This window comes from Marinobacter oulmenensis (assembly GCF_014201735.1).
Taxonomy (GTDB): domain Bacteria; phylum Pseudomonadota; class Gammaproteobacteria; order Pseudomonadales; family Oleiphilaceae; genus Marinobacter; species Marinobacter oulmenensis.
Genome location: NZ_JACHFE010000001.1, coordinates 24,750 through 50,018 on the forward strand (window position 1 = coordinate 24,750; position 25,269 = coordinate 50,018).

At 61.3% G+C, this 25,269-nt stretch carries 20 protein-coding genes; 1 reads left to right on the forward strand and 19 read right to left on the reverse strand.

What is annotated here, in order from left to right; translation table 11 throughout:
• Nucleotides 1-100 precede the first annotated feature (100 nt).
• From HNR38_RS00125 to HNR38_RS00165, 9 genes are all read right to left on the reverse strand, one after another.
• On the reverse strand, nucleotides 101-550 hold the full coding sequence (locus HNR38_RS00125) for a DUF411 domain-containing protein (protein WP_183698534.1): 450 nt from the start codon (nucleotides 548-550) through the stop codon (nucleotides 101-103).
• Nucleotides 551-682: 132 nt separating this feature from the next.
• Nucleotides 683-3,292 carry a heavy metal translocating P-type ATPase gene (locus HNR38_RS00130; RefSeq protein ID WP_183698536.1) on the reverse strand — a complete coding sequence of 870 codons (2,610 nt, stop codon included), beginning with the start codon at nucleotides 3,290-3,292 and terminating at the stop codon, nucleotides 683-685.
• The gene (locus HNR38_RS00135; RefSeq protein WP_183698538.1) at nucleotides 3,285-3,728 is read right to left on the reverse strand and encodes a MerR family transcriptional regulator; all 444 of its coding nucleotides are present in this window, start codon (nucleotides 3,726-3,728) and stop codon (nucleotides 3,285-3,287) included. Before HNR38_RS00135 ends, HNR38_RS00130 begins: the two co-directional genes overlap by 8 nt.
• Nucleotides 3,729-3,963: 235 nt before the next feature.
• Nucleotides 3,964-4,284 (reverse strand): hypothetical protein, encoded by a 321-nt coding sequence (locus HNR38_RS00140; RefSeq protein WP_183698540.1) that lies wholly within the window; start codon nucleotides 4,282-4,284, stop codon nucleotides 3,964-3,966.
• 65 nt (nucleotides 4,285-4,349) lie between these two features.
• Complete coding sequence (locus tag HNR38_RS00145) at nucleotides 4,350-6,569, reverse strand: bifunctional diguanylate cyclase/phosphodiesterase (protein WP_183699677.1); 2,220 nt, start codon at nucleotides 6,567-6,569, stop codon at nucleotides 4,350-4,352.
• A gap of 166 nt (nucleotides 6,570-6,735) precedes the next feature.
• Nucleotides 6,736-7,173 (reverse strand): CoA-binding protein, encoded by a 438-nt coding sequence (locus HNR38_RS00150; protein ID WP_183698542.1) that lies wholly within the window; start codon nucleotides 7,171-7,173, stop codon nucleotides 6,736-6,738.
• A gap of 15 nt (nucleotides 7,174-7,188) precedes the next feature.
• Nucleotides 7,189-7,563 (reverse strand): dihydroneopterin triphosphate 2'-epimerase, encoded by a 375-nt coding sequence (gene folX / locus HNR38_RS00155; protein ID WP_183698544.1) that lies wholly within the window; start codon nucleotides 7,561-7,563, stop codon nucleotides 7,189-7,191.
• A gap of 29 nt (nucleotides 7,564-7,592) precedes the next feature.
• Nucleotides 7,593-8,162: a GTP cyclohydrolase I FolE gene (gene folE / locus HNR38_RS00160; protein WP_183698546.1), complete on the reverse strand. Its 570-nt coding sequence runs from the start codon at nucleotides 8,160-8,162 to the stop codon at nucleotides 7,593-7,595.
• Nucleotides 8,163-8,207: 45 nt separating this feature from the next.
• Nucleotides 8,208-9,254, reverse strand: a complete 1,047-nt coding sequence (locus HNR38_RS00165; protein WP_183698548.1) for a diguanylate cyclase — start codon at nucleotides 9,252-9,254, stop codon at nucleotides 8,208-8,210.
• A 204-nt stretch (nucleotides 9,255-9,458) separates the two neighbouring features.
• On the opposite strand from HNR38_RS00165, the gene HNR38_RS00170 reads away from it, so the two are divergent.
• On the forward strand, nucleotides 9,459-10,541 hold the full coding sequence (locus HNR38_RS00170; protein ID WP_183698550.1) for a patatin-like phospholipase family protein: 1,083 nt from the start codon (nucleotides 9,459-9,461) through the stop codon (nucleotides 10,539-10,541).
• A gap of 29 nt (nucleotides 10,542-10,570) precedes the next feature.
• On the opposite strand, the gene znuB is transcribed toward HNR38_RS00170, so the two are convergent.
• From znuB to pilH, 10 genes are all read right to left on the reverse strand, one after another.
• On the reverse strand, nucleotides 10,571-11,383 hold the full coding sequence (gene znuB / locus HNR38_RS00175; RefSeq protein ID WP_183698552.1) for a zinc ABC transporter permease subunit ZnuB: 813 nt from the start codon (nucleotides 11,381-11,383) through the stop codon (nucleotides 10,571-10,573).
• Nucleotides 11,370-12,143 (reverse strand): zinc ABC transporter ATP-binding protein ZnuC, encoded by a 774-nt coding sequence (gene znuC / locus HNR38_RS00180; protein ID WP_183698554.1) that lies wholly within the window; start codon nucleotides 12,141-12,143, stop codon nucleotides 11,370-11,372. Before znuC ends, znuB begins: the two co-directional genes overlap by 14 nt.
• Nucleotides 12,136-12,627 carry a Fur family transcriptional regulator gene (locus HNR38_RS00185; RefSeq protein ID WP_183698556.1) on the reverse strand — a complete coding sequence of 164 codons (492 nt, stop codon included), beginning with the start codon at nucleotides 12,625-12,627 and terminating at the stop codon, nucleotides 12,136-12,138. Before HNR38_RS00185 ends, znuC begins: the two co-directional genes overlap by 8 nt.
• 80 nt (nucleotides 12,628-12,707) lie before the next feature.
• The gene (locus tag HNR38_RS00190) at nucleotides 12,708-13,178 is read right to left on the reverse strand and encodes a chemotaxis protein CheW (protein WP_183698558.1); all 471 of its coding nucleotides are present in this window, start codon (nucleotides 13,176-13,178) and stop codon (nucleotides 12,708-12,710) included.
• An 11-nt stretch (nucleotides 13,179-13,189) separates the two neighbouring features.
• On the reverse strand, nucleotides 13,190-14,233 hold the full coding sequence (locus HNR38_RS00195; RefSeq protein ID WP_183698561.1) for a chemotaxis protein CheB: 1,044 nt from the start codon (nucleotides 14,231-14,233) through the stop codon (nucleotides 13,190-13,192).
• Nucleotides 14,233-21,243: a hybrid sensor histidine kinase/response regulator gene (locus HNR38_RS00200; protein WP_183698563.1), complete on the reverse strand. Its 7,011-nt coding sequence runs from the start codon at nucleotides 21,241-21,243 to the stop codon at nucleotides 14,233-14,235. The genes HNR38_RS00195 and HNR38_RS00200 overlap by 1 nt, the downstream gene beginning before the upstream one ends.
• 11 nt (nucleotides 21,244-21,254) lie before the next feature.
• Complete coding sequence (locus HNR38_RS00205; protein WP_183698565.1) at nucleotides 21,255-22,154, reverse strand: CheR family methyltransferase; 900 nt, start codon at nucleotides 22,152-22,154, stop codon at nucleotides 21,255-21,257.
• Nucleotides 22,155-22,181: 27 nt separating this feature from the next.
• Entirely contained in the window at nucleotides 22,182-24,251 is a 2,070-nt protein-coding gene (locus HNR38_RS00210) for a methyl-accepting chemotaxis protein (RefSeq protein WP_183698567.1), read from the reverse strand.
• Between the two features lie 85 nt (nucleotides 24,252-24,336).
• Nucleotides 24,337-24,888, reverse strand: a complete 552-nt coding sequence (locus tag HNR38_RS00215; RefSeq protein ID WP_183698569.1) for a chemotaxis protein CheW — start codon at nucleotides 24,886-24,888, stop codon at nucleotides 24,337-24,339.
• A gap of 18 nt (nucleotides 24,889-24,906) precedes the next feature.
• Nucleotides 24,907-25,269, reverse strand: coding sequence for a twitching motility response regulator PilH (gene pilH, locus HNR38_RS00220; protein ID WP_183698570.1), 363 nt, complete (start codon nucleotides 25,267-25,269; stop codon nucleotides 24,907-24,909).

Genomic DNA, 25,269 nt, shown 5'->3' on the forward strand with positions numbered 1-25,269 from the left:
CTGACCTTTTCGGGAAGTTTCCGGACAATCACCTCAATAATAGCCCATCCGGAAAGCCCCCGCTGCGGAATAGGGGGCTTTTGAGTAACCCCCATACCGATTAATTGTATTGGGAAAACACCCGGGTCTGGCCCTGATCGTTAAACAGAATGACCTTGTAATGATCCTTGCGGCCGCCCATTTCCATGCCGGGTGAACCCAGGGGCATACCGGGCGCACTCAGACCGGTGGCTTCCGGGGCCTCACTGAGCAGGCGTTTCACGTCCTGGGCCGGCACATGGCCTTCAATCACATAGTCGCCGACAAAGGCGGTGTGGCAGCTGCCCAGCCCGGGAAACAGCCCCGCCTCCGCCTTGACCCGCCCCATGTTGTTGCTGTCGGTGGCAGTGACGTCAAAACCATTGTCTTCCATGTGCTCAATCCAGGCCTCGCAGCAGCCACAAGTCGGCGACTTGTAGACATGGATGCTCTGGGCCGCACCGCCGGCCAGGGCGGTGGTGCTGAAGCCGAGGGCGGCGGTGAGGCCAAGGGCCAGGGTGTGTCGGTTCATGATGTTGACCTCAGTGATGGTGTTGGTGCTGTTCGTTTGACGGCGTGTCGGAGCCTGACAGCCAGAACCACCAGATGGTGGCGGCCATCAGCGCAATTCCTCCGGCATTGACCAGAAAATCCAGCATTGGTTTCACTCCTTCTGTTCAGCGGCTTGCGGTTGCTGACTGGTTCGGAACAGTCGCAACCGGTTGGCATTGGTCACCACCGTGACCGAAGACAGTGACATGGCGGCGCCGGCCAGGATCGGGCTCATCAGAACGCCCCACAGCGGATAGAGCACACCGGCGGCGATCGGGATGCCAAGGCTGTTGTAAATGAAGGCGCCGAACAGGTTCTGATGAATGTTCTTGACCGTCGCCCGGGAAATTTCTATGGCGTCGGGCACGCCGTGCAGGGAGCCGCGCATCAGCGTGATGGCGGCGCTTTCAATGGCTACATCGGTGCCGGTCCCGATGGCGAAGCCAACATCGGCCGCCGCCAGGGCCGGGGCATCGTTGATGCCGTCGCCGACCATGGCCACTGTGTAGCCCTGGCCGCGCATTTCACTGACCACTTCCGCCTTGTCCTGTGGCAGAACTTCGGCCCGGTAATCATCAATGCCGGCTTTCTCCGAGATGGCCCGCGCGGTCGCATCCACGTCGCCGGTCACCATCATGACCCGTATCCCGGCTTCATGCAGGCGCCGGATCGCGGCCTGGGAGTCCGGTTTGATGGCATCGGCAACGCCAATCACGCCCAGTACCTTGTCGCCCAGCGCCAGGAACAGTGGTGTGCCGGCCTCGCCGGTAATGGTGTCAGCGGCCTGGTCCAGTCCTGAGGCCGACAGGCCCTCGTGTTCCAGCCACCGGCGATTACCAAGGCGCAGCGTCTGGCTCTCGTATTCGCCCTGTACACCCTTGCCATTGAGTGCTTCGAAACCACTCACGGCCAACGGGCTGACGCCGGCCTCACTGGCCTTCGCCAGAACCGCTTCGGCCAAGGGGTGTTCGGAATGCTGTTCAATCCCGGCGGCCAGTGCCAGCAGGTGATGTTCATCCTCGTCTGCGGCATGCACCCGGGTCACCGTGGGATGCCCTTCGGTGATGGTGCCGGTTTTATCCAGGATCACCAGGTCCAGCTTGCCGGCGGTCTGCAGGGCATCGCCCTGGCGGATCAGGGCGCCGTATTCGGCAGCCTTGCCCACCCCGACCATCACTGACATGGGGGTTGCCAGGCCCAATGCACAGGGGCAGGCAATGATCAGCACCGTGGTGGCTGCCACCATCATATGGACCACGGCCGGTTCCGGACCGACGTTGTACCAGACCAGCGCCGCGGCAATGGCAATCAGGATGACGGTAGGCACGAACACCGAGGAGATCCGGTCGGCCAGGCGCCCGATGGCAGGTTTGGAGCCCTGGGCTTTCTTGACCAGTTTGATGATCTGGGCCAGTGCCGTCTCGCTGCCCACCCGGGTGGCCTCGTACACGATCGAACCATGGGTGTTCAGGGTGCCGGCGGACACCTCGTCCTCTTCGCCTTTGCTGACGGGCATGGGCTCGCCGGTCAGCATGCTCTCGTCAATGCGGGTACTGCCTTCGAGAATGACACCATCCACCGGCAGTTTTTCCCCGGGACGAACCCGGATGTGATCGCCTTTCTGAACGTCCTCGACGGGAATGTCCTGTTCCTCGCCCTCGCGGATCACCCGGGCGGTCTTGGCGCGCAGGTCAAGCAGACGCCGCACCGCCTCCGAGGTCTTGCCCTTGGCCCGCAGCTCCAGAGCCTGGCCGAGGTTGATCAGACCGATGATCATGGCCGACGCCTCGAAATAGACGTGTCGGGCCATCTCCGGCAACGCGCCAGGAAACGCCGAAACCGCCATGGAATACACCCAGGCGGTGCCGGTGCCCAAGGCGATAAGCGTATCCATGTTGGCGTTATGGTGACGAAATGCTTTCCAGGCACCCACGTAGAAGTGGCCGCCAGTGGCCATCATGACGACCAGTGTCAGCAGGCCAAGGCCGAGCCAGGTGCCCTGGTTGGCTTCTGACACGAGGATGGAATCAAACCCCATACCCCAGATCATCAGCCCCAGACCGAGACCCAGGCTGACCGCCATTTTGGCCAGCAGGGTTCGATATTGCCGGCGGTCCTGCTCCTGGCGGCGTTCGTCCGCCGCGTCTTCATCCTCAATAACGCTGGCGCCGTAGCCGGCACTTTCCACCGCATCCACCAGCGCCTGGGGATCGGCGTTGCCACTGGCCGTGGCGGTGTTGTCTGCCAGGTTCATGTGGGCGTGACTGACCCCGGAAACCGACATCAATGCCTTTTCGATGGTGTTGACGCAGGATGCACAGGTGGCGCCGGTGACGGAGAGGGTGATCTGATCACTGTCACCGCCGGAAACGGCTTTGGTCGGTGCGTCCTGATGGTCCGGGTTGCTGCTGTGCTGTTTCTGGCCGGTTTCCTTCGGCCCGGACTGGCTACTGCAGCAGGACGCTTTGGCCAAGCAGCAACTGTCGGCCTGCTCCTGTTCCAGTGGTTCTGCCGGATAGCCGGTGTCTGTCACGATGCGGGCTGCCTCGTCGATATCCACATCTTCCGGAAGTGCGACTGTCTGTGCCTCCAGGTCCACCTCGACCTTCTCGGTGCTGCCGGTTAACGGCTCCAGGGCATTACGGATTTTCTTGGCACAGCCCTGGCAGGAGGCCCCGGAAATGCTCAGCCGGGGTGTCAGTTCCTGTGTTTCGTTACTCATGGCTTAGCTCCTTACCGTGTCTGTCGGTGGCGGATTCGTCCCAGCGTTCAATCAGCCGGCAGATGTTGTGTCCGTCCGGCATGCCGTCGGGCATGTCCTGCCAGGCCGACAGGGCGGAAATCATGCGTTCGCGCAGTTGCTGCAGTTGGGCTATTTCCTCTTCGACCGCCGCCAGGCGTTTCTGGAATACATCCCGGACCATCGGGCAGGGGGAATGATGCTCGTCCGCCTGGTCCAGAATCTGCCGCACCTCCACCAGCGAAAAACCCAGTTGCCGGGCCTTTCTGGCAAACCGCAGCCGGCGCAGGTCTTCGGCGTCGTACTGCTGGTAATTGTTGTCCGGGTTGCGAGTGGGCTGCAGCAGACCTTCCCGCGTGTAGAACCGGACGGTATCCGGGGTCACGTCGGCTGCGGTGGCGATGTCTTTGACTTTCATAATCTCGAATTCCCAAACAAGTCGTTGGGTGGATCAGAGGTAACTCAGATGTTGCGGAGCGCAGACGTGGGTAATGCTTCCGAAAATGCTTGAAGCCATGGATGGCTGAAAGCAAGCGTACATGGACGTACTTGCAGCGGTTTTCGGAAGCATTACCCACACCTGCGCGGCAATCTCCCAAACCACCAGTTTAGAAAGAATAGAACCTATGAGTTACTCATAGGTCAAAGGTTTTTCAGGAAGACGTGTTTTTGGCCCGTAGGAAGGCACCGCACGACTTGCACTGGTCGGGCGCCATCAGTTTTGCCTGCCAGCCGATGGAGGTGCCACAGGCCGGACACTTCAGGCGCAGCTGCAGGACGATGATCGGCGTGATGAGAAGGGCAATCAGGACGCCGAGGCCACCCCAGTCATTGCCGGAGGACAGGCCAAGCTGGCTGCTGAACACCAGTACAATGATCAGTGCCACAAAAGCGAACAGGAAGTAGTTCCGGTTCCAGCGCTCCCAGCGCCGGAGCCGGGCATCCTGATCCGGAGTCAGATACTTTGCAGACATAACAGGCACTCGCCGGACGTATTCTATTCAGAGAAGAGTCTGGGGACAGGTTACACCAATTGCAATCACAGGTCCGCCGGCAGTCCGGTGGAAAGAATGCCTTTGGCGAGGGCCTTCTCGAGATCCCGGGCTGGCACCGGCCGGCTGATCAGATAGCCCTGGGCCATGTTACAGCGATGGTCCCTGAGGAACTGTAACTGCTCCTCGGTTTCCACGCCCTCGGCGATGACCCGGATACCCAGGTTGTGGGCCAGGTTGATCACTGCGCGGGTGATGACGGCGTCGTCGTGCCTTTCGGTGACGTCGGTGATGAACGAGCGGTCGATTTTCAGCAGGTCGACCGGGAAATCCCGCAGGTAACCCAGGGACGAGTAGCCCACGCCGAAGTCATCAATGGCCAACTGCACACCCAGCTGTCGAAGTTTGGACAGCTGGTTGAGGTTGTGTTCAATGTTCTGGATGAAGATTTCCTCGGTCAGCTCAACTTCCAGCTTGGACGGATCCACCTGTTCGGAGCGCAGGGCATTGCGGACATGATCCACCAGGGAATCGTCGTTCAGTTCCAGGCCGGACAGGTTGATGGCGATGCGCAGGTTCCGGCACTGGCCGTTTTTCCAGCGGCCCAGTTGCCGACAGGCGGCGAGTATGACCCAGCGCCCGATATCAGTGATGCGCCCGCTTTCTTCGGCCAGGGGAATGAATTCGACGGGTGACAGCAGGCCCCGGCGCGGGTGCTGCCAACGAATCAGCGCTTCGACGCTGGTGACATCCCCGCTTTCCAGATCCAGTTGCGGCTGGAAGAACAGCACAAATTCGTCGTTGGCCAGGGCCTTGCTCAGATCCTTGTCGAGCTCCAGGCGCATGACCTCACGGTCCTGCATGCCCTCGGTGTAGAACTGATAGGTGTTACGGCCCTGTTCCTTGGCGCGGTAAAGTGCGATGTCAGCGTTACGCATCAGGGTGTCCGCGTCCAGGCCGCTCTGGGGATAGACGGCAACACCCATGGTGGCGGTGATGCTGTGGGCCTCGCCCTGGACCTCAAACGGGCGGTCAAAGCACTGCTTGACCAGGCCCAGCAGGTGAATCACATCGTCGATGTCGTCCACCTGCTGCTGGCACACCATGAACTCGTCACCGCCGGAATAGGCAACCAGAACCCGCTCGTTGGACAGCCCGTTCAAACGTTCCGATACCTTGATCAGGAGCTCATCGCCAAACTGGTGGCCCAGGGAATCGTTGAGCATCTGGAAGCGGTCAAGATCCATCATGATCAGCCCCACCTGACGCATCTGGCGATCCGCGATGTTCAGCGTATGGGTCAGGTCTTCCATGAAAAACCGGCGGTTGGCCAGGCCGGTCAGGGTGTCGGTGGATTCCAGCCGCTCAAGGTCCACCTGCATGGCATGGCGCTGATCGATTTCCTGCTCCAGCTCGAAGCGGGTTTTCAGCAAAGCCTGGTTGCGCTTGAGAATCAGCTGCACCAGAACGGTGGTCAGGCTGGTGAGCAGCCCCATCATCAACAGACTGGCAAAGGTCAGGTTGGGCCAGCCACTGCGTTGGGTGCTGACCCAGACTTCGCTGGGACGAAGGGTGAGGCGCCAGTCCAGTGTCGGCAGTTCCACCGGCTCGGTATAACTGAACGCGTTGTTGATATCGACATCGGCGTTGAGCTGATGGACCGCCCGCTGGCCGTGGTGGATGACGATCTGGAAGTTTTCCAGAACCCGGTTGGTCAGAAGCTGCTGGGCCAGAACATCCATCTTGAACACGCCGGCCATGAAACCGTTGTTGTTTTCACCGGTACCTACCGGGTGATAGATCACCATGCCAGTACCGCCCTGGCGCAGACCGATGATGCCGGAGATGTCCGGGTGGCCGTTGGCGGCGGATTGTTCGAGGGCCTGTCGGCGTTGATCATTGAAGGCGACGTTGTAGCCCAGAGCGTCCTGATTGCCGGTCAGGGGTTCGAGCCATCGAACAATGTAATTCCGGTCGATCCACTCAATGGCCTGATAGACGCCAAAATCTCTCAGGTAGTTGCTGGCATCCGAGCGCCATTCTGATTCGGGAAGTTCCGGATTGGATTCCAGGCGGGCGGCCAGTCTGCCGATAGCCAGGGTGTGGACCATGAATTCCCGCTCGAGATTGTCCACAAGCGCACGGGCTTCGTCCTGCAGGTTGGCCTGGATCTGCCGGGTGTTCTGCTGCACCAGGCCGCTGCGTAGTGCGGTGGCAATGGTGAGAAAAACCAGAAAAATGACCACCGGAAACACCGGGCTCATCATCAGACGCACGATCACTCTTATGGTCGCTTGGGGTTTTTCCACACTGTGCTCCGCGGTGTACGGCTCTTTCATTCTTCTGATTGTTATCAGGCAAGTATGTCAGAGTGGTCGGATTGTTAACAGAGGTACGTAGAAACCGTAATGCCGGAGCAGCGATGGGCGCCCATTATCCGGTCTGCCGGGGTGTCTGGATGTTCAGGCGTGGAATTTCCTGTTTCGGGCAGCGGTCCATGACGACCTTGAGTCCGGCGTTACCCGCGCGCTCGGCACCGGCCGGGTTGATGACGCCCAGTTGCAGCCAGAGAACGGGGATCTGCAGATCAATGGCCTGGTCAATCACCGGGTCGGTGCGTTCCGGGGCAAGAAACAGGTCTGCCATGTCCACCGGTTCGGGCAGGGCGTTCAGATCGGCAACCACCGTTTCGCCCAGCAACTGCTGACCGGCGAGCCGGGGATTGACCGGGATGACGCGATAGCCCTGGTTCTGCAGATACGCCATGACTTCGTGAGAGGGGCGATTGGTTTTCTCACTGGCACCGACCAGGGCAATGGTGCGCACACCCTCAAGGATATCCCGGATCTGATCCGGCTCGTTGTTCAGCATGCTGGCCTCCCGGGATCAGCGTTGGTCTTCCAGGCACACCGAAACCGATTCGGCATAGCGCAGGGCGTGGGGTTTGTCGATCTCGACCTGTGCCCAGCGTACCGCCTGGTGGGACATCACGATATCGAGTACCTCATGGGTCAGCCGCTCCAGCAGGGCAAACCGGTTGCCGTCCACGTGGGCAATGATCTGCTTGGTGATGGTCCGGTAGTTGAGTGCAGCAGAAATCTCATTACGGTCAATGGCCTCGCTGGCATCGTAGGTGAGCTCAACATTGATCACGACATTCTGCTGGTTGTTGATTTCCTCTTCCTTGATGCCGATGTAGGCCCTGAGCAACAGATTCTTGATGCGGACACGGGCCAGACTGTCTCCGGTAACGTTTGCCATGAAGCCTCCCTGGTCGGGGATAAAGGGGATCAGTGATTGCTGCGGATGAGATTGAGGAACTCGGTACGCGTGGCCTGGGACTTGCGGAAGGTACCCAGCATCATGGAGGTTTTCATGCGGGAGTTCTGTTTTTCCACGCCCCGCATCATCATGCACATATGCTGGGCTTCGATGACCACGGCCACGCCGTTGGCGCCGGTGACGCTTTCAATGGCTTCGGCGATCTGGCGGGTCAGATTTTCCTGGATCTGCAGCCGGCGGGCGTACATGTCCACGATACGGGCGAATTTGGACAGGCCCAGCACCTTGCCCTGGGGCAGATAGGCGATGTGGCATTTGCCGATAAACGGCAGCATATGGTGCTCACACATGCTGTAAAGCTCGATGTCCTGAACCACCACCATCTCGTCCATGGTGGACTCGAAGACGGCGTTATTGACGAGTTCGTCCAGATTCTGGTGATAGCCGTGAGTCAGGAACTGCATGGCTTTGGCGGCACGCATGGGCGTGTCCTGCAGGCCCTCACGGTCAGGGTCCTCGCCGAGGCCTTCAATAACGGCACGAAAATGGCTGGCGAGGTCTTCTAGCGGTCGTGACATAGTGGCTTCCGATCGTGTGTAGCTGTAGCTGGCAAAAGGCGAAGCTTAAGGGAATTCGGGTGTTTTCGCCATGGCCGGTTGTCTCGGAACATTGATCACCTGGTCCCGCCCTGCGGCTTTGGCCTCATAAAGTGCCTGGTCCGCTCGATTCAGCCAGCTTGACCAGCTGTCTCCGGGCTCCACCTCGGCGACACTGGCGCTGGCGGTGACCCGCAGATCATCCAGGAAGGGGCGGGCACTGATGGTGTCGAGTAGCTGGTGGGCCAGTCTGTCGGCATCTTTCTGCCGGGTTTCCGGTAGTACCAGCATGAACTCCTCGCCCCCGATGCGAAACAGCTGGTCACTGTCCCGCAGCCTGGCCCGCAGCCTGAGCGCCATATCCTTGAGCACCCGGTCACCCGCCAGATGGCCCCATTGGTCGTTGATGCTCTTGAAGTAATCCAGATCGATCAACACCAGGCTCGACACCCGTTCATAGCGTTCCCTAAGCGTTATGTGATGATTCATTACGTCGGCCATCTGCGATCGGTTCAAACAGCCGGTCAGAGGATCGGTGGTCGCCAGCCGGGTCAGTTCCCGTTGCAGCTTCCCCACCAGCCAGGCGAAAGTCATGGCAAACAGGCAACTCAGCCCCAGGGAAAAGCAGATTCGCCAGAAATCCGCGACCGCGAACTTCATCGATGACACCAGAGCCATGGCCCCGATGAAGATAACGCTGAAGACAATGGCCTGGCGCAGGGGGAGCAGGAAGAACAGGGCAATAGACGCCGGATAGGCCCAGTACAGACCGGCATAGCCGTTGATATAGGTGGAATAGGTAGCGCAGATGGCGGCGAGCAGTGGGAACAGCCAGCCATGGAGAAAATAGGAACCCTTGAAGCGCAGAAAGGCGATGACCAGGACAGCGTTCAGGCAGAACAGAGCGAGCATGCCTGAGAGCAGGATGTGGTGTTGGTGCCACTGGATAACAATGAGTGGTGCGACCGCAATCAGGGCCCAGATATGCAGGTGATACACCAGCTGGCGCCTGAAACCCAGCACCGCCTTGGTGGGGTTGGTCGCCAGGGCATCCGGCGAAATAAAGAGATTCACACCTTGCTCCTGCTGGTTGGCACGTCCATGACATTGTTGTTGGAATTATAGGCAACCGAGTCTAGCACGGTCTGTGAATTCTGCCCCGCTACTGATGCCTGGGACCGTTTGTCCATCCCTAAGCCGGGGCTGTTGAGACCCCATGAGGTTTGGCGCCATCCACCGGGTTCGATAAACTGCTGGCTTCAGATTAGAGGATAGTGAATGACTGCCATCCATACCAGTGCACCGGCGTTGACCATCCGGGCTGGCCAGCGCGCCCTGCAACGGCTGCAGGAAAAGAACCTGACACCGGATGATGTTCACGTGATTCCCGGCGCGGCTGGTGGCCCCAAGGCTCTGGGCATCAGCGGTCTGGACAAGGCCATTTTTGGTGACTGGCTGCCCCGGGTGCAACAGCAACGGGCGCTGATCGGCTCGTCCATTGGCAGCTGGCGCTTTGCCGCCGTTGCTTCCGGTGATGACCCGAAATCGCAACTGGCGAAACTGGCGGAACTTTACACGATCCAGCGCTTTGACCGGGATGTCGATGCCGCCGAGATCAGCCGGCGCAGTGAGCTGTTTCTGCAGGAACTGCTCGGGGGCCGCGAGGACACGCTGCTGAATCACCCCTGGTATCGTCTCAGCGTGGTGGTTATCCGGAGCCTGGGACTGCTCCAGCATGACACCCGCGGCCGGCTCGGGCTGGGGCTGATGGGGGCCATCAGTGCCAACCTGATGAACCGGCGTTTCCTCGGGCGTTTCATGGAGCGGGGGATTGTGACCGATGTCCGGGCCGGTGCGCCTGTGTCCGAGTTGCTGGACTTCCCAAGCCACACCATCGAGCTGACCCGCGACAACCTGATCCCTTCCTTGCTGGCCTCAGCCTCCATACCGCTGGTCATGGTCGGGGTCCGTGATATTCCGGGGGCTCCGGGCGGAGTCTACCGGGACGGCGGACTGCTGGATTATCACCTGGACCTGCCCTGGCATCAGCCGGGCATTATCCTGTACCCGCACTTTACCGACCGGGTGGTGCCCGGCTGGTTCGACAAGGCCCTGAAGTGGCGCAACGGGGATGCCCGGCGTCTGCAGGATGTGCTGCTGGTGTCTCCCTCCCGGGAGTACATTGACCGGCTGCCGGACCGCAAACTGCCCGACCGGAAAGATTTCCGGATCTATCTGGACCAGGACGATGCCCGCGAGCGGGCCTGGCGCAAAGCCGTGGCCGAAAGTGACCGGCTGGGTGATGAGTTCATGGAGCTGCTGGAAACCGGCCGGCTGGCGGAACAGATCCAGCCCCTGTAGAAGCCAGACCGGCCTGCCCGGCGCTGGTGTCAGTCGTGGCGGTTGCGGGCGCCGGCGTACACCAGCAGGAACGCCAGAAAGGCGGTGACAACCACCGATGGCCCCGCCGGCGTGTCCAGATACCACGACATTGCCAGCCCTCCTGACACCGCTATGAATCCGAACATGATGGCCAGCCCCACCATATGCTCCGGGTTACGGGCCAGCCGGCGGGCGGTTGCTGCCGGAATCACCAGCAGGGCCGTGATCAGCAGTACGCCAACGATTTTCATGGCCACGGCGATCACCAGCGAGAACATCAGCATCAAGGCCAGACGCAGGCGCTCCACCGGCACGCCTTCCACCCGGGCCAGTTCTTCATGGATGGTGCTCATCAGCAGGCCCCGCCAGAGTACGATCAGCAGGGTCAGAACCACGACTGCACCACCGTAAATCCAGAGCAGGTCATTGCGGGTCATCGCCAGCAGATCGCCGAACAGAAGCCCGGTCAGGTCCACCCGGACGTCCGGCATGAAACTGATGGCCACGAGACCAATGGCCAGGGTGCTGTGGGCGAGAATACCCAGCAATGTGTCGGTGGCCAGCACCCGGGTGCGCGACAGCAGCACCAGCAGGAGCGCGATACCGACACAGGTGACAATCACGGCCAGGTTCAGTGGCAGGCTGATCAGGAAACTGAGGGCAATACCCAGCAGCGCGGAATGGGCGAGGGTATCGCCGAAGTAGGCCATGCGGCGCCAGACCACGAAACAGCCCAGCGGACCGGCGACGACCGCGACTCCCAGCCCGCCAAGCAGCGCCCGCCAGAAAAAATCACCCAGGATGGCGTCAACCATGGTCATGCTGGCAGCCCCCTTGATGGCTACCGGCGGGCACCACATCGCCATGCAGGTTATGCCGGTGATTGTGATGGTGATGGTATACCGCCAGTGACTCGGCCACCCGCTGGCCAAAGGTTTCGACAAACGCCGGATCGGTGGAAATATCCGCCGGATAGCCGCTGCAGCAGACATGCTGGTTCAGACAGATGACGTGGTCGGTGGCGGCCATCACCAGGTGCAGATCATGGGAGATCATGATCACACCGCAGTGGAGTTCGTCCCGCAACTCCCGGATCAGTTCGTACAGTGCCGCCTGACCGTTGATGTCGACACCCTGGGCCGGCTCATCCAGCACCAGCAGATCCGGTTGTCTGGCCAGCGCCCGGGCCAGCAGCAGGCGCTGGCGCTCACCGCCGGAAAGATGGTGGATGGAGGCATTGAGAAGGTGACGGACACCGGTACGTTCCAGTGCCTTTTCGCAGTCGGTGGCATTGCGCCCAGTGAGCGCCATAAAGCGTCGGACACTCAGCGGCAGCGTGGTTTCCAGAGACAGATGCTGGGGCACATAGCCGACGACGAGCCCGGGAGTTACCCGGATGCGCCCGGTGGTGGCTTTTTGAAGGCCCAGGATGGCCTTGATCAGCGTCGTCTTGCCGGCGCCGTTGGGGCCGATGATGGTCACGATGTCGCCCCGGCTGACGGTCAGATTGACGTGGTCCACGGCCACGCGATCATCAAAGCGGATGGTCAGTTGCTCAAGCTGAACCAGAGGGTCAGTCATCGCGCGCGGCCTCCTGGCAGACCGGGCAGAGTCCGGAGACCTCGAGGGTGATGTCTTCTGGCAGGAACGACTGCGCCCGGGCCGCGGACTCTATGGCATCGGACAGGGCCGGAGCGTCCAGTTCCAGAGCGGTACCGCACTGGCGGCAGATCAGGAAGGCACCCCGGTGATGCTCCCCGGCATGGGGGCAGCCGACAAAGGCATTAAGCGAGGCAATCCGGTGAACCAGTCCATACTGGAGCAGAAAATCCAGCGCCCGGTAGACCGTCGGTGGCGCTGCATTGTGGCCCTCGTCGCCCAGCCGGGCGAGGATGTCATAGGCGCCCAGGGGTTTGTGGGACTGCCAGATCAGTTCCAGTACCCGCTCCCGGATGGCGGTCAGGCGGGCATTATGGTCCCGGCAGATATCGCGGGCATCTGCCAGGGCCTGACTGACACACACGTCATGGTTGTGGGGGCGGTAGGGCAGGGCTCGTTCAGGCATGACTCGGGTTCCGACAAAGTTTGCAACATTATAACATTTGTTGCTGAACGGAACACCTGTGGTGCCTGGCCAGCCGGGGATCAGCTGGCGGTTTCTGTGCCTTCCAGGGCCAGTGATTCAAGGTATTCGAGGTTGGGAATCCAGGCGGTGTCTCCGTCCACTTCCACCTGCATCAGGTCGGCCGGACCGTTTTCGCCGTCAAGCTGGCGCATCTGCTCCTCTTCCAGGCGGGCCTGGCTGGGAATCCCCTGGGTCACCAGGGCCATGAACGGTGCGCGAGTGTGATTCGGGCCGATGGTATTGAGCACAATGATGCGGCCCCGGTTATCCCCGGGAACAACGAGTTGCCCGCCATTGGCAGCATCGTAGGAGACGACCGGCAGCCGGAGTCCCCGCCAGTCGAGATGGCCCACCAGCCAGTCCGGCGTGTTGGCGCCGGCGTCCGCGCTGTCAAAGTCCACCACCTCGGCAATGGAGACGTTGGGCAGCAACAGCTGGCGACCGGTCACGGGGATCATGACGCATTGGAGGGCTTGGCTGTTCTCGTTCATGGTTGATGTCCTCAGGCGGAATCCCGTTGTTGTCTGTTACGGAGCAGGCAGTGATTCTCGATGGTCCTGACCAGTTCGCCGGCCAGTTGCTCAGGGGTGCCACTGAAACCGGCGCAACCGGTGGCCGCGACGGATTCAGGCATGGAGCTGTTGCCGCAGCTTGAACTTTCCTGGACCCAGATCCGGCTGCCATGGCTGTTGATCATTGGGGCGGCGATGGCGCCATCATTACCCATGCCTGAAAAGATCACGGCGTGGCAGTGATCCTGATAGTGTTCGGCGACATTCAGCAGAACCTGGTCGATGGAGGGGCCATAGGGGCCCGGCCAGGGCCGACCGGTGCGGGTCAGTTTGCCGTCACTGGTAAACGACCACTCCTGTTCCACCGGCATCAGCACCACATCACCGTTGCAGATGACGGTGCCTTCCTCGGCGGCTTTCAACTGATAATGGGCATGTCTTCCCAGAATGCGGGTGAGCACCTGGGTGAAATGGCTGTCGATGTGCTGGGCATAGACAAATCCGACCGGTAATCCGGCGGGCAGGTTGTCCAGAAAGGTCTTCACCGCAGCCGGGCCTCCGAGGGAGGCACCCAACACCCAGACTTCCCGGGCAGGGCTGTCCGCGGCAGCCGGGGTGATCCAGCTCGACAGCTCGAGGGGGGCTTCCACGGACCGGTCCATGTCCGCCAGTTCCTCGATATCCGAGGCGCTGTCCAGCTGTTCAAGCTGACCCAGTTGCTGCTCCAGTTTGCCCAGCAGGCGGCGTTCCCAGCGGGAGTAATCAATGCCTCCGGGTGCGGGGGCCTGGTCGACGCCGAACAGTACCGGCGCCTCGGTGTTCTCAAGCAGGTGATCAAACAGCTGCGAGTGATCGGATTCGTCCCGCAGGGTAACCAGCCACAGGCAGGCTTCGGGAAACCCGGGGTACCCTAACAGTCGCTCCGGGTCCCCGGAAAAACTCACCTCGACGCCGAATTTGCCTGCCGCCGACTGCAGCCGGTGACGCTGGAGGACCGCATCGGCGACGATTCCGACGCCCGGAGCACTGGCCATTACCCTTCTCCGGTGAGCCGCCGGATGGTGTCGAGCAGCTCGGTTTCCTGGAATGGCTTGCCAAGGTATTCATTGACTCCGATAGCCAACGCCCTTTCCCTGTGTTTTTCGCCCGTCCGCGACGTGATCATGCAGATGGGGGTCTCCCTGAGAGTGTCATCGTGACGGATAAAGCTGGCGACTTCGAAGCCGTCCATGCGTGGCATTTCGATGTCCAGAAGGATGACGTCCGGCCGATGGTCCTGTAGCTGGGCGACTGCGTCGACACCGTCTTTGGCGGTCAGCACATCCATGCCATTACGTTCCAGCAGCCGGGAGGTCACTTTGCGCACGGTGACGGAGTCATCCACCACCATCACCCGGGTAACCTGCTCGCGGTAACGGGCGGAGTCACGACCTTTCTCAAGATTGGCCAGGCGCTGGCGCTCGGACAGCATGTCGGAGCGGATCATGGCCGGCAGATCGAGAATCACCACCACGTTACCGTCCCCGAGAATGGTGGCACCGGAGACGCCCCGCACGGAGTTGAACTGCGGGCCGAGGGATTTCACCACGATTTCCCGGCTGCCCATCAGTTGGTCAACCTGCAGGGCCACCGGTTCTTCGGTACCCCGCACCAGAATCACCGGCAACGGCAGCGCCTGCCCCTGCAGCTTGGGCTGGTGATCACTGTTGAGCAGTGCGCCCAGATACTGGAGGCGGTACTGCTGGCCGGCGTACTCGTAAAGCGGAGCGTCCGGTTTGTAATACTCTTCCAGCTCGTAGGTGCTGACCCGGACAATGCCCTCAATGGTGTTCAGCGGGATGGCGTAGAAATCCTCACCGGTGGCCACCATCAGGGCGCGGTTCACCGATACGGTAAACGGCAGCCGGACGGTAAAGGTGCTGCCCTGACCCTCGGTGGAATCGATATCCAGGCTGCCACCGAGTTCCTTGATCTCGCTGGCAACTACGTCCATGCCCACGCCACGCCCGGAAATCTGGGTGACTTTCTTGGCCGTGGAGAAGCCGGGTTGCAGGATAAACTGCAGGATTTCCCGGCGGGACAGATCTTCATCGGCGTTCATCAGGCCCTGATGTATGGCCTTGTCCCGGATGACCCCGGCGGGAATGCCTCGTCCGTCATCGGTCATCCGCAGCACCACATCACCGCCTTCACGGGAGAGTGACAGGGTGAGGCTGCCGGTATCGGGCTTGCTGGAGGCCTGACGTTCTTCCGGGGCCTCAATGCCGTGGTCCACCGCATTACGCAGCATATGCTCCAGCGGCGCCACCATGCGTTCGAGGATGTTGCGGTCCATTTCGCCTTCGGCGTTACGGATATCGAAGTTGACCTTTTTGCCAACCTCACCGCTGATCTGCCGGACAATCCGCCTCAGTCGCGGCACCATCGAGGTAAACGGCACCATCCGGGTCTTCATCAGACCTTCCTGGAGTTCCGTGTTGATGCGCGACTGCTGGACCAGCAGGGTATCGGTATCTCGGACCCGGTCCGACAGGGTTTCACGCAGGTCGGCCAGATCCGAGGTGGATTCGGTCAACGCCCGGGACAACTGCTGGATGGAGGAATAGCGGTCCATCTCCAGCGGATCGAAGTCGTCGATGTAGCCCGGGCCGTGTTCCTGTTCGGCCCGGAACAGGATCTGGGCCTCGGTCTCGATTTCCATCCGGCGGAGCTGCTCACGCAGACGCTCGATGGTGGCGGCCATTTCGTCCAGGGTGTAGCTGAAGTCGCTGGTCTGCTGTTCCAGGCGGCCCCGGGTGATACTGGTTTCGCCTGCGAGGTTGACCAGTTCGTCGAGCAGGGGCGCGGAGACCCGGATGGTTTCCTGGCTGGCGCGCTGGTGATCTGCGGCCTTCCCGGTTTTCCGTGCTTTCGGCTTTTTGCCGGTGCCGGCAGATGCCTCGGTCTGGGGTGCCGGTGTTGGCGCCGGCGCCTCGGTATCCTGACGGGGCGTTTCGGCCCCGGCTTTATCGCTTTCTTCTCCGGACGCCGGGGTTTCGCCGAATGCGGCGATCATTTCCGGTACCGGGGCGGGCTTGCCGCCCTCGGCCAGCGTATCCAGCATGCCCTTGAGGGCCTGGCTGGCTTGATCGCTGAGGGTCTGCACCGGCCCCGGCTGGCGTTCGCCGGCCACCACCTGGTCCAGGGCCTGGGCCCAGGCACCGGCCAGATCCGCGAGGGGATCGACATCCGCCAGCCGGGCGCCGCTTTTCAGGGTCTGGAGTTCCTGGAGCAGTTGGGTCAGGAGGGCAAGCTCCTCCGGCTCTTCGCGCCAGTGCTCCAGTATGGCTGCCAGGTTGTCGTGAATCTCCCGGGCTTCGTCCAGGAACATCTCGGACAGCGCGTCATCGTCATCGGCTGGTGCTTCTGCCGGCGCCTCAGGCTCAGCCGGGGCGGGTTCTGCCCCGGAGGATTCGGCCACCTCGCCCTTGATAATGGCTTCCACCTGGCTGACCAGTTCGTCGGCGGGCGGGCAGGGTTTCTGGGTGGCGACCTGCTCGACCATTTCCGCCAGCCGGTCATGGCAGGCAAAGAGCAGTTCGAGCATGCCGGCATCGGCCTTCAACTGGCCGCCGGCCACTTTCTCGAACAGGTCTTCGAGTTTGTGGGAAAGATCCCCGATGGCGTCTGCGCCGGCCATGCGGGCACCCCCTTTGAGGGTGTGCACATCGCGCTGCAGTTCGGCGGCAACCTCCCGGTTGGAGGGATCCTCACTCCAGGCGTGCAGGGCACTGCCGGTGGAGTTGATCAGATCGTAGGCTTCTTCCAGGAAGATGCCGACCAGTTCCGGGTCCAGTTCCGATTCGTCTTCGGTCGGTTCGCTGGGCGCCGTGGATACTGTTTCGGTGGTCTCGGGTGTTTCCTCGACCTCAGCCTCGGGCAGAGGTTCTGCGGCCTCCGGCTGTGCACCTGTGCCTTTGACAAAGGCCTGGATCTCGGCGATCAGGTCGGGGGCCGGTCGTGGTGGCTCACCGGATTCCAGGGCGTCGACCATGCCGGCCAGCCGATCGTGGCAGCGGAACAGCAGGTCCGAGAGGTCATCACTGGCGGTAAATTTCTGCTCGGCAAGCCCCTCGAACAGATTCTCCAGCTCATGGGAGAAGTCCCCAACCGCGGGGATACCTGCCAGCCGGGCACCGCCTTTGAGGGTATGCAGGTCGCGCTGGAGCATGCGCAGGCTGTCGGTATTGCCCGTGTTATCGCTCCAGGCCTGCAGGGCTTCGCCGGTGCTGTCGATCAGTTCCCGGGCTTCTTCCAGGAAGATTTCGAGCAGTTCGTCGTCCAGTTCTTCCTGGCCGGCGGCTTCGGGTTCTTCCGGCGTGGGTGCCTCATCTTCGGGGGTTGTCCCTGCAGCAGGGGCGTCAGTGTCACTTGCGGATCCGTCCTGGCGAATGCTGTCCGCCAGGTTTTCCAGATTCCGGATAAGTGATTCGCTGGGTTCGGTTGCCAGCCCGGCGGCAACCTGGTCCATCAGATTGATCAGTTGTTCGTGGCCGGAATGGACGGTGTCGAAGAAACCCTGATCCGGTGTGATTCCGGCTTTGGCCACGGCTGTGTAGGCCGCGTCCAGGGCGTCCGCAAGCTCGGCGACGTCCTTGAGGTTGGCTTCGGAGGCGCCCCGGGAGAGTTGCTCAAGCTCACTGTGCAGTTTGTCGACGGACTCCCGCTTCTCGGGCTGTTCGGACCATTCCTCGAGAATGGATTCCGCATCCAGCACGATATCCAGGCCTTCGCCCAGGAACAGCTGTACAAGCTGGGACGAGTCCGGTGTGGAACTGGTGGGCTGTTCGGCCTGTTGCCGGGTGTGCAGGGTTGTCTGCTTCACCGTCTCCAGGCGTTCGAGGAATTCGTCGGTGCCGTCCAGCGGCGCCCGGGGGTTGTCGTTCAACTGGGCCAGGCCGCGGGTCAGGAAACTGCGGGCGTCGGAAATCAGTTGCAGGACATCCTGGTCGGCCCGTTTGTTCTGGGCACGGGCTTCCTTGACGAAGTGTTCCAGGGGCGTGATGACTGTCGCAATGGGCGTAATGCCCGCCGTGTTGGCACTGCCCTTGAGCGTGTGCAGGGCCCGTGACAGCTCATCGGTATAGGCGGTGGATGAGCGGTCACCGGCTTCCTGGAGAAACGCGTCGATGGTCTGAAGATGGGTCTCGGTTTCTGTCTCGAAGATTTCGAGCAGCACCGGATCAATCTCTTCTTCCTCGTCGGTGTTGGTTTCTTCAACAGCGTCCGCTGTTACTCCGGAGTCTTCCGGCGTTGCAGTGCCTGGTTCGGCCTCTGGCATCAGGGTGGCGTCGGGGATTTCCCCGTCGGCCAGCGCATTGGCCCGGGCCTCCAGAGGCGCGGTATCAATACCGGCTGCGCGGCGGTTCTCGAAGTCGGTCACCAGGCCCGGAATCTCGGCGGTGACCTCTTCAAGCAGGCCGGCGATGTCATCATTCATGAAAATGCTGCCGTCGATGACCCGGTTCAGCATGTTCTCAATGGCCCAGGCGAGCTCGCCAATAGTACTGGCACCGACCATGCGGCCGCTGCCCTTGAGGGTATGGAAGGCGCGGCGGACTTCTGCCAGTGCACTGCGATCATCATGGCGGCGCAGCAGCATTGGCAGGTATTCACGGATGGTCTCGAGGACTTCGCCCGCTTCCTCGATGAAGATTTCCAGAATATCGTCGTCGATCAGATCGTCACTGCCATCCGCTGGAGCGGTATCGACTGTGTCTGCTGCTGGCTCTGCATCGGTCCCGGGCTCGGCTTCTTCTACGACCTCGGCGAGTGGGGGTGCCTCTTCGCCGGCGGTCTCTGGAGCTTCCGTCTTCCGGGTGGTGGCGAGGGCCTCGGCCCGGGCAATAAGGTGCTCAACATCGCCGTCCCCGTGGCCGGTGCGGAACTCCTCGATCAGCGACGGAATGCGGTCGTTCACTTCATCAATCAGAGTGAACATGTCGTCGGTTGGCTTGACGCTGCGATCAATCACCCGGTTGAGCAGATTTTCCACGGACCAGGCCATCTCACCGATGCTGATGGCACCGACCAGGCGGCCGCTGCCTTTGAGGGTATGGAAGGCCCGCCGGACTTCCGTCAGGGCCTCCTCGTCCTCATGGTCCTGTCTCAGTCGTGGATAATATTCGTGGATGGTTTCCAGAACCTCTCCCGCCTCTTCGATGAAGACTTCAAGGATTTCGTCGTCCAGAAGTTCTTCGTCGGAGCCCTGCACCGCGTCGCCGGTTTCGGGGGATTCCGTGGCCGGTTCCCCGTCGTCCTCGGGCTCTTGCTCGGCCGTCGCCTGCCAGGTGGGCTCTGCGCCAACCGGAAAGCCGAGACTGGCCAGGCTGTCTTCGGCTACCCGAAGAATCGCTTCGTTGTTACTGATGCCTTCAGCCAGCCGCTCCAGGTAATACTCAATACTGGTGACAGCGTCCGCCAGGGTGTCCAGCTGTTTCCAGTCCGGTACCTGCTTGCCTTCGAGCAGTACGTCCACGACATAGCGTTCGGCCGAGGCCAGCATGCTGGCCACCTGGTTAAGTGGTACCAGGGTCAGGCCGCCTCGGATGCTGTGTAGCAGGCTGGGGACGTGATCGATCTCCCGGACGTCCCATTGAGAGGCGATGAAGTTGATGATCGCCGATTTGACCTGTTCAAGGGTGTTGCGGGATTCGCGGATCAGGGCGGCGCTGGCTTCTCCCAGTTCATGGGATCCAAAATCGATGGAGTCTTCGTTGTCCGGCTGTGCCGGCGTTTCCTCATGGTGCCGTTCGCTGTCCAGACCGGCCAGGCTGGCCTCCACGTACAGCAGGGCGCCAGCGATATCCATTAGCGTGCCGTCATCCACGCCGTCGGCCTGTGCGGACAGTTTTTCAACCAGTTCTACCTGTTCGGTGACCACCTTGCGGGGAATGCCCAGTCCCAGTACCGCCAGGGTGTTGGCAACCTGGCGCATGCCTGGCAACAGCTCTTCCAGTTCGCTGTTCTCCCGGCTCTGGGCCCGGACAAACAGGTCCAACTGGTCCTTGAGCCCGGCCAGTTCCTCGTTCAGGGCGCTGACCACTGAATGGATCGCGTCACGGCTGGGACTGGAGGCGCGGGTGCGGGCCGAGTCCACATCTTCATCAGAGGGCAGGGCACTGTCCAACTGATAGGCCTCGCGCAGGGCTTTTACCCCGGGAGTGTCGAGGTCCCGGGCGCGGGCTACGTAATACAGCAGGTGTTTGAACAAAGCTTCCGGCAGTGGCTGTTCCAGTGCCGCGGCCTGCTGATCTTTTAGCAGGCGGATTTCGGAATCCAGTTCCCGGAGTAGCGACTTGGCGGCGCTGTTGACCGGGTTGAGTCCGGCCTGCAGGGTCTCGACAAAAGCGCCGGCGGCTTTCCAGAGTTCGCCTCTGGGGCTGTCACCACACAGGCGAACCAGACGCTCCACAACCTTCTGGATGTAATCAAAGTGTTCAGCGAGGTTTTCCTCGCGCACCACGCCCACCAGGGCAAACTGGTACATCTGGCGCAGTTTGCGCAGGTGGCCAGCCACCTTCGGACCCTTAAATCGTTCCAGCGAGCGGGTGCTGACGGCTACCTGGGATGGCGCCAGGTCGGGTTTGAACAGCGAGGTGTCGGATAGCAGGGGTTCGCCCCTGGCGGCCCGCAGATCGTTGAGCAAAGGCAGCAGTACCATGGGGAAGTCATCCCGGGTGCTGTCCAGGTGCTCAAGGTACTGGGGCAGTTGCAGGATGGCCTGCATCAGCACGTTGACGGCCTCGTCAGTATTGCTGACGGCGTCTTCGAGAATGGCTCGGGTCAGTGCTTCCATTTCCTCGCTAAGCAGGGCAGCGCCATAGAGCTCCACCATTTGCAGGGTGCCATGAACCTGGTGCAGGTAGTTCAGGCAGAAGCGCAGGCGTGCGGCGTCATCGCGGTTGCCGGCATAGGCCTCCAGCGCATGCCTGGCTTCGGTCAGCGTGTCCTGTATCTCTCCCCGAACCCAGTCGAGGGCGATGCTGTCATGGTGATTGCCCATAACCACTCCGGTTATTCTTCGTCGGTGCTGCGTTTGATCCACGCCAGCACATGTTCCGAGGGTACCCGCTGCAGCTCAGGGGGCTGCCAGTCGGTCAGTTCGCCCTGGCCGAGCACCAGTAAGCCCCCGGGAGCCAGGTAACCTGCAAGCTTCCTGACGATCTCGCGCCGACGCCAGCGGCGAAAGTAGATCAGCAGGTTCTGGCAGAAAATGATGTTCATGCCGTGCATAGGCGCCCGGTCCAGATCCAGTACATTAAGTCTGGCAAAGCACACCCGGTCGCGGATGCCTCTCACAATTTCCACAGTATTCTGGTCCGTCTGGCTGAAGTACCGGGCCTGGCGGTCGGGATCCATGCCCTGCAGCTTGCGTTGGCTGAAGCGACCTCTGCGGGCCTTGTCCAGCACCGGTTGGCTAATGTCCGAGCCAGTCACGCCAAACAGAGGCTTCAACGCGAGCTGTGCCATGCATTCGTTCAGGATCATGGCCAGCGTATAGGGCTCCTCCCCTGTTGAGCAGCCGACACTCCAGGCTTCAAGAGGGCCTTTGCGAAGCTGTTCCCGGGGTCGGGTCAGAACGTAATCGGCAACCAGCCGGAAGGCATCAGCATCCCGGAAAAAGCGTGTCTCCTGCACGGTCAGGCGATCCACCAGGATCGTCCATTCCCGAATGGCCCCCGGCCCGGAGACGATCTGGTTGTAGTAGTCCTGGTAGCTGCCGCAGCCGATTTCCCGCATACGGATTCCCAGGTTGGTCTCCAGAAAGGATCGCCTCTCTGTCGTCAGGGTTATCCCGGTACGGTGTTCCAGCAGGTTCTGCCACTGGCTGAACTGGGCCTCATCCATGTCCGGCAGCCGGCGCATGGACCAGAAGCTTCCAGCCGCTGGCAGTTGATCATACGTTTGCGACATAGACCGCTATCTGCCCGGGCCCGGTGGTCAACTGACCACCGGAACGTTGCTGTCTGCCTCTTCGTCCTGGTCCGTAATGTCCTCGTCGGGCAGGGTGAAGCCGGCTACAGAGGACCGCAGTTCAGATGCCATTTCAGCCAGGTTACCGATGGACTTCGCGGTGGCGTTGGTGCCAGAGGAAGTCTGGGAGGTGATTTCCTGGATGACGTTCATCGTGTTGGAAATGTGCGCCGCAGACGACGACTGCTGACGGGCGGCGTTGGAGATGTTCTGGATCAGTTCCGCCAGACTGGTGGATACGTTCTCGATTTCCTCAAGGGCGATACCCGCATCCTGGGCCAGTCGGGCACCACGGACCACCTCGGCGGTGGTGTGTTCCATGGAGATAACGGCTTCGTTGGTATCCGACTGGATCGTCTTAACCAGCGCTTCAATCTGCTTGGTAGCCGCGGAGGAACGTTCCGCCAGTCGCTGAACCTCGTCCGCAACCACCGCGAAGCCCCGGCCCGCGTCGCCGGCCATGGAGGCCTGGATCGCCGCGTTCAGGGACAGGATGTTGGTCTGGTCGGCGATGTCGTTGATCAGGGATACGATGTCGCCGATTTCCTGGGAGGATTCACCCAGACGTTTGATCCGCTTGGAGGTTTCCTGAATCTGCTCACGGATGTTGTCCATGCCCCGGATGGTGTTCTGTACCACCTCGGTGCCTTTCTTGGCGATGGCAACCGAGCGCTCCGCAACCGCCGAGGATTCCGCGGCGTTGGAGGATACCTGGTCGATGGAAACCGCCATTTCGTTAACGGCGGCAGAGGCGCCGGCGATTTCCTGCGCCTGGTGCTCGGAAGCGTCCGCCAGATGCATCGCTGTGGACTGTGTTTCCTGAGCCGCACCGGCTACCCGCACGGCGGTGCCCCGGATGGCCTGTACCAGGCCGCGCATCTGGTCGATCGCGTAGTTGATGGAGTCAGCGATGGCGCCTGTGAAGTCCTCGGTAACCGTGGCCTCGGCCGTGAGGTCACCATCCGCCAGGTCCGCCAGTTCGTCCAGCAGTCGCAGGATCGCATTCTGGTTCTGCTCGTTCTGGGTCTGGGTGGCTGCCAGGCGTTCCTGGGCTTCCCGGTACAGGGTAATACCGATGAAGATGACGATCACGACCATGATGGCCAGGATGGCGAAGGCCAGGGTCGGGCTGAGCAGCCGGGTCTCTGCCTGCACGGTGAAGGATTCGGCCAGTTCGGAGAGCTGGGCCAGAAGGTCTTCGGAGTTCTGGAAGATTTCGCCGGCGGCGTTACGCACCCTGAAGAGGTCGGGAGAGGCTTCAAGGATCGCGTTGACGTTTTCGGAGACGTACTGGAATTGTTCGTTGACCGATCCCAGGGCGTTGAGGGCGGCCTCATCCGTCACCTGGGGGATGCCCATGGCCTGGTTGCCATTGAGCTGGCCTTCCAGAACACGGCCAAACAGGCTGGCGTCCCGGCCGAAGCGGTCGGCGGCGATGACGGCGTCCTCGTCACCGGAAAGAACCGCGTTGACCGAGCGCAGGATGCGCTCTGCCAGCAGGGACTGGCGCTGGGCCAGGGCGATCTGGCTGGCCGGGGCATTGTTGTCCAGCAGGATCTGTACGATGTCTTCGTACTCCACCTGCAGCTGCGGAATGGTCTCGTTCAGGTTACGAGCCACGTCATGGAGGCCAAGAACGCCTTCGCGGGTGGAGAGAATGACATCGGCGTTCTCACGAACCTGTTCCCAGCGATCCTGAACGCCGCTGTTCCGGGCCATCTCACTGGCAGGCAGGCCGGTCTCGGGGTTGCCCTCGGTGACGTTGCTCCAGAGTCGCTGGAACTCATCCCTGGAACGACGTAGCTGGGCAAACGCTGACTCGGTACCCCCGGCCGCTTCCGTGGCGTTCTTTGCGATTTCCTGCGAAAGGACACGCATCTCCGCGGTGTCGGCGATGTATTCCTGATCGTTCTGGCTGTTCTGGTTGATCATGAACAGCACGACAACGAGCAGGACGGTGAGCGCAATCAGCGCAGCGGTCAGGCCGGCAACCAGCTTGTTGCCTCCCTGTCCCTTAATTCCGGCTCTGCTTTTCATTTTCTGGCTCCCGGCCTCGATTCCTGAGTTGGCTAGTGTTGTAGCGGGTTACTGGTGGTCAGTGGGATGCTACTGCCTGTTGTCATCACCCCTGCCACTGAGCGACATCGAGAAAATGCTCATCAATCACCAGATCCCTGGCGGAGAACACTTTCCAGATCTCGTCATCGCGCTCATAGCTGCCGTTGACGAACGGCCGAACGCGGTCGGGCACCCTTCCGGGATCCGCCCTGAAACTTTCCGTTGCGAAGTACTGCATGCCCAGCACGGTATCGACGACCAGGCCACTGAAAATGTCCCCTTCCTCGACCACCAGAACGCGTCGTTCACGCTGGCTCCGGGAGGGCAGGGGGAGGTCGAAAAAGGTGGCCAGATCCACCAGCGGCAACAGGCGGCCCCGCACATTCGCCGCGCCCATCATGAATGAGCGCACGCCGGGAATGTGGGTGAAACGGGGGACGTGCAGGATTTCCGTGACCTCGCCCATGGGTGCCACGTAACGCTCACCGGCCAGGATAAAACCGATACCGTTCCACAGTTCGACGGCTTCCTGCTGCTCCGGCAGGCCGACCGCCAGAGCCCGGCTGCGCTGGGCAATATCCTTCAGTACCGAAAACGGACTGGCCTGGGCAGACATGCGTACTCCGGGTTGTTGTCAGGCAATCAGGGAGCTGATTGTCTTGATCAGGTCATCTTCGTTGACGGGCTTGACCAGATAACCCTTGGCGCCCTGGCGGGTGCCCCATACCCGGTCGGTTTCCTGATCCTTGGTCGTGACGATGACAACCGGGATGGAAGCCGTTTCCGGCGCGCGGGTCAGTTGACGGGTGGCCTGGAAGCCGTTGAGGCCCGGCATGACAACATCCATCAGCACCAGGTCCGGGGTCTCGGAGCGGGCTTTGGCAACCCCATCCGCGCCATTGTCGGCGGTCAGGACTTCGTGCTGGTGTTTTTCCAGAAGGCTGGAGATTTTCTTAACTTCGGTTGGCGAGTCGTCAACAATCAGAATGCGGGCCAT

What these genes read in the sequence shown, in the direction of transcription:
- HNR38_RS00125 (WP_183698534.1), bottom strand. Translation starts at nt 550, where the DNA reads ATGAACCGACACACCCTGGCCCTTGGCCTCACCGCCGCCCTCGGCTTC.
- HNR38_RS00130 (WP_183698536.1), bottom strand. Translation starts at nt 3,292, where the DNA reads ATGAGTAACGAAACACAGGAACTGACACCCCGGCTGAGCATTTCCGGG.
- HNR38_RS00135 (WP_183698538.1), bottom strand. Translation starts at nt 3,728, where the DNA reads ATGAAAGTCAAAGACATCGCCACCGCAGCCGACGTGACCCCGGATACC.
- HNR38_RS00140 (WP_183698540.1), bottom strand. Translation starts at nt 4,284, where the DNA reads ATGTCTGCAAAGTATCTGACTCCGGATCAGGATGCCCGGCTCCGGCGC.
- HNR38_RS00145 (WP_183699677.1), bottom strand. Translation starts at nt 6,569, where the DNA reads ATGATGAGCCCGGTGTTTCCGGTGGTCATTTTTCTGGTTTTTCTCACC.
- HNR38_RS00150 (WP_183698542.1), bottom strand. Translation starts at nt 7,173, where the DNA reads ATGCTGAACAACGAGCCGGATCAGATCCGGGATATCCTTGAGGGTGTG.
- folX (WP_183698544.1), bottom strand. Translation starts at nt 7,563, where the DNA reads ATGGCAAACGTTACCGGAGACAGTCTGGCCCGTGTCCGCATCAAGAAT.
- folE (WP_183698546.1), bottom strand. Translation starts at nt 8,162, where the DNA reads ATGTCACGACCGCTAGAAGACCTCGCCAGCCATTTTCGTGCCGTTATT.
- HNR38_RS00170 (WP_183698550.1), top strand. Translation starts at nt 9,459, where the DNA reads ATGACTGCCATCCATACCAGTGCACCGGCGTTGACCATCCGGGCTGGC.
- znuB (WP_183698552.1), bottom strand. Translation starts at nt 11,383, where the DNA reads ATGACCATGGTTGACGCCATCCTGGGTGATTTTTTCTGGCGGGCGCTG.
- znuC (WP_183698554.1), bottom strand. Translation starts at nt 12,143, where the DNA reads ATGACTGACCCTCTGGTTCAGCTTGAGCAACTGACCATCCGCTTTGAT.
- HNR38_RS00185 (WP_183698556.1), bottom strand. Translation starts at nt 12,627, where the DNA reads ATGCCTGAACGAGCCCTGCCCTACCGCCCCCACAACCATGACGTGTGT.
- HNR38_RS00190 (WP_183698558.1), bottom strand. Translation starts at nt 13,178, where the DNA reads ATGAACGAGAACAGCCAAGCCCTCCAATGCGTCATGATCCCCGTGACC.
- HNR38_RS00195 (WP_183698561.1), bottom strand. Translation starts at nt 14,233, where the DNA reads ATGGCCAGTGCTCCGGGCGTCGGAATCGTCGCCGATGCGGTCCTCCAG.
- HNR38_RS00200 (WP_183698563.1), bottom strand. Translation starts at nt 21,243, where the DNA reads ATGGGCAATCACCATGACAGCATCGCCCTCGACTGGGTTCGGGGAGAG.
- HNR38_RS00205 (WP_183698565.1), bottom strand. Translation starts at nt 22,154, where the DNA reads ATGTCGCAAACGTATGATCAACTGCCAGCGGCTGGAAGCTTCTGGTCC.
- HNR38_RS00210 (WP_183698567.1), bottom strand. Translation starts at nt 24,251, where the DNA reads ATGAAAAGCAGAGCCGGAATTAAGGGACAGGGAGGCAACAAGCTGGTT.
- HNR38_RS00215 (WP_183698569.1), bottom strand. Translation starts at nt 24,888, where the DNA reads ATGTCTGCCCAGGCCAGTCCGTTTTCGGTACTGAAGGATATTGCCCAG.
- pilH (WP_183698570.1), bottom strand. Translation starts at nt 25,269, where the DNA reads ATGGCCCGCATTCTGATTGTTGACGACTCGCCAACCGAAGTTAAGAAA.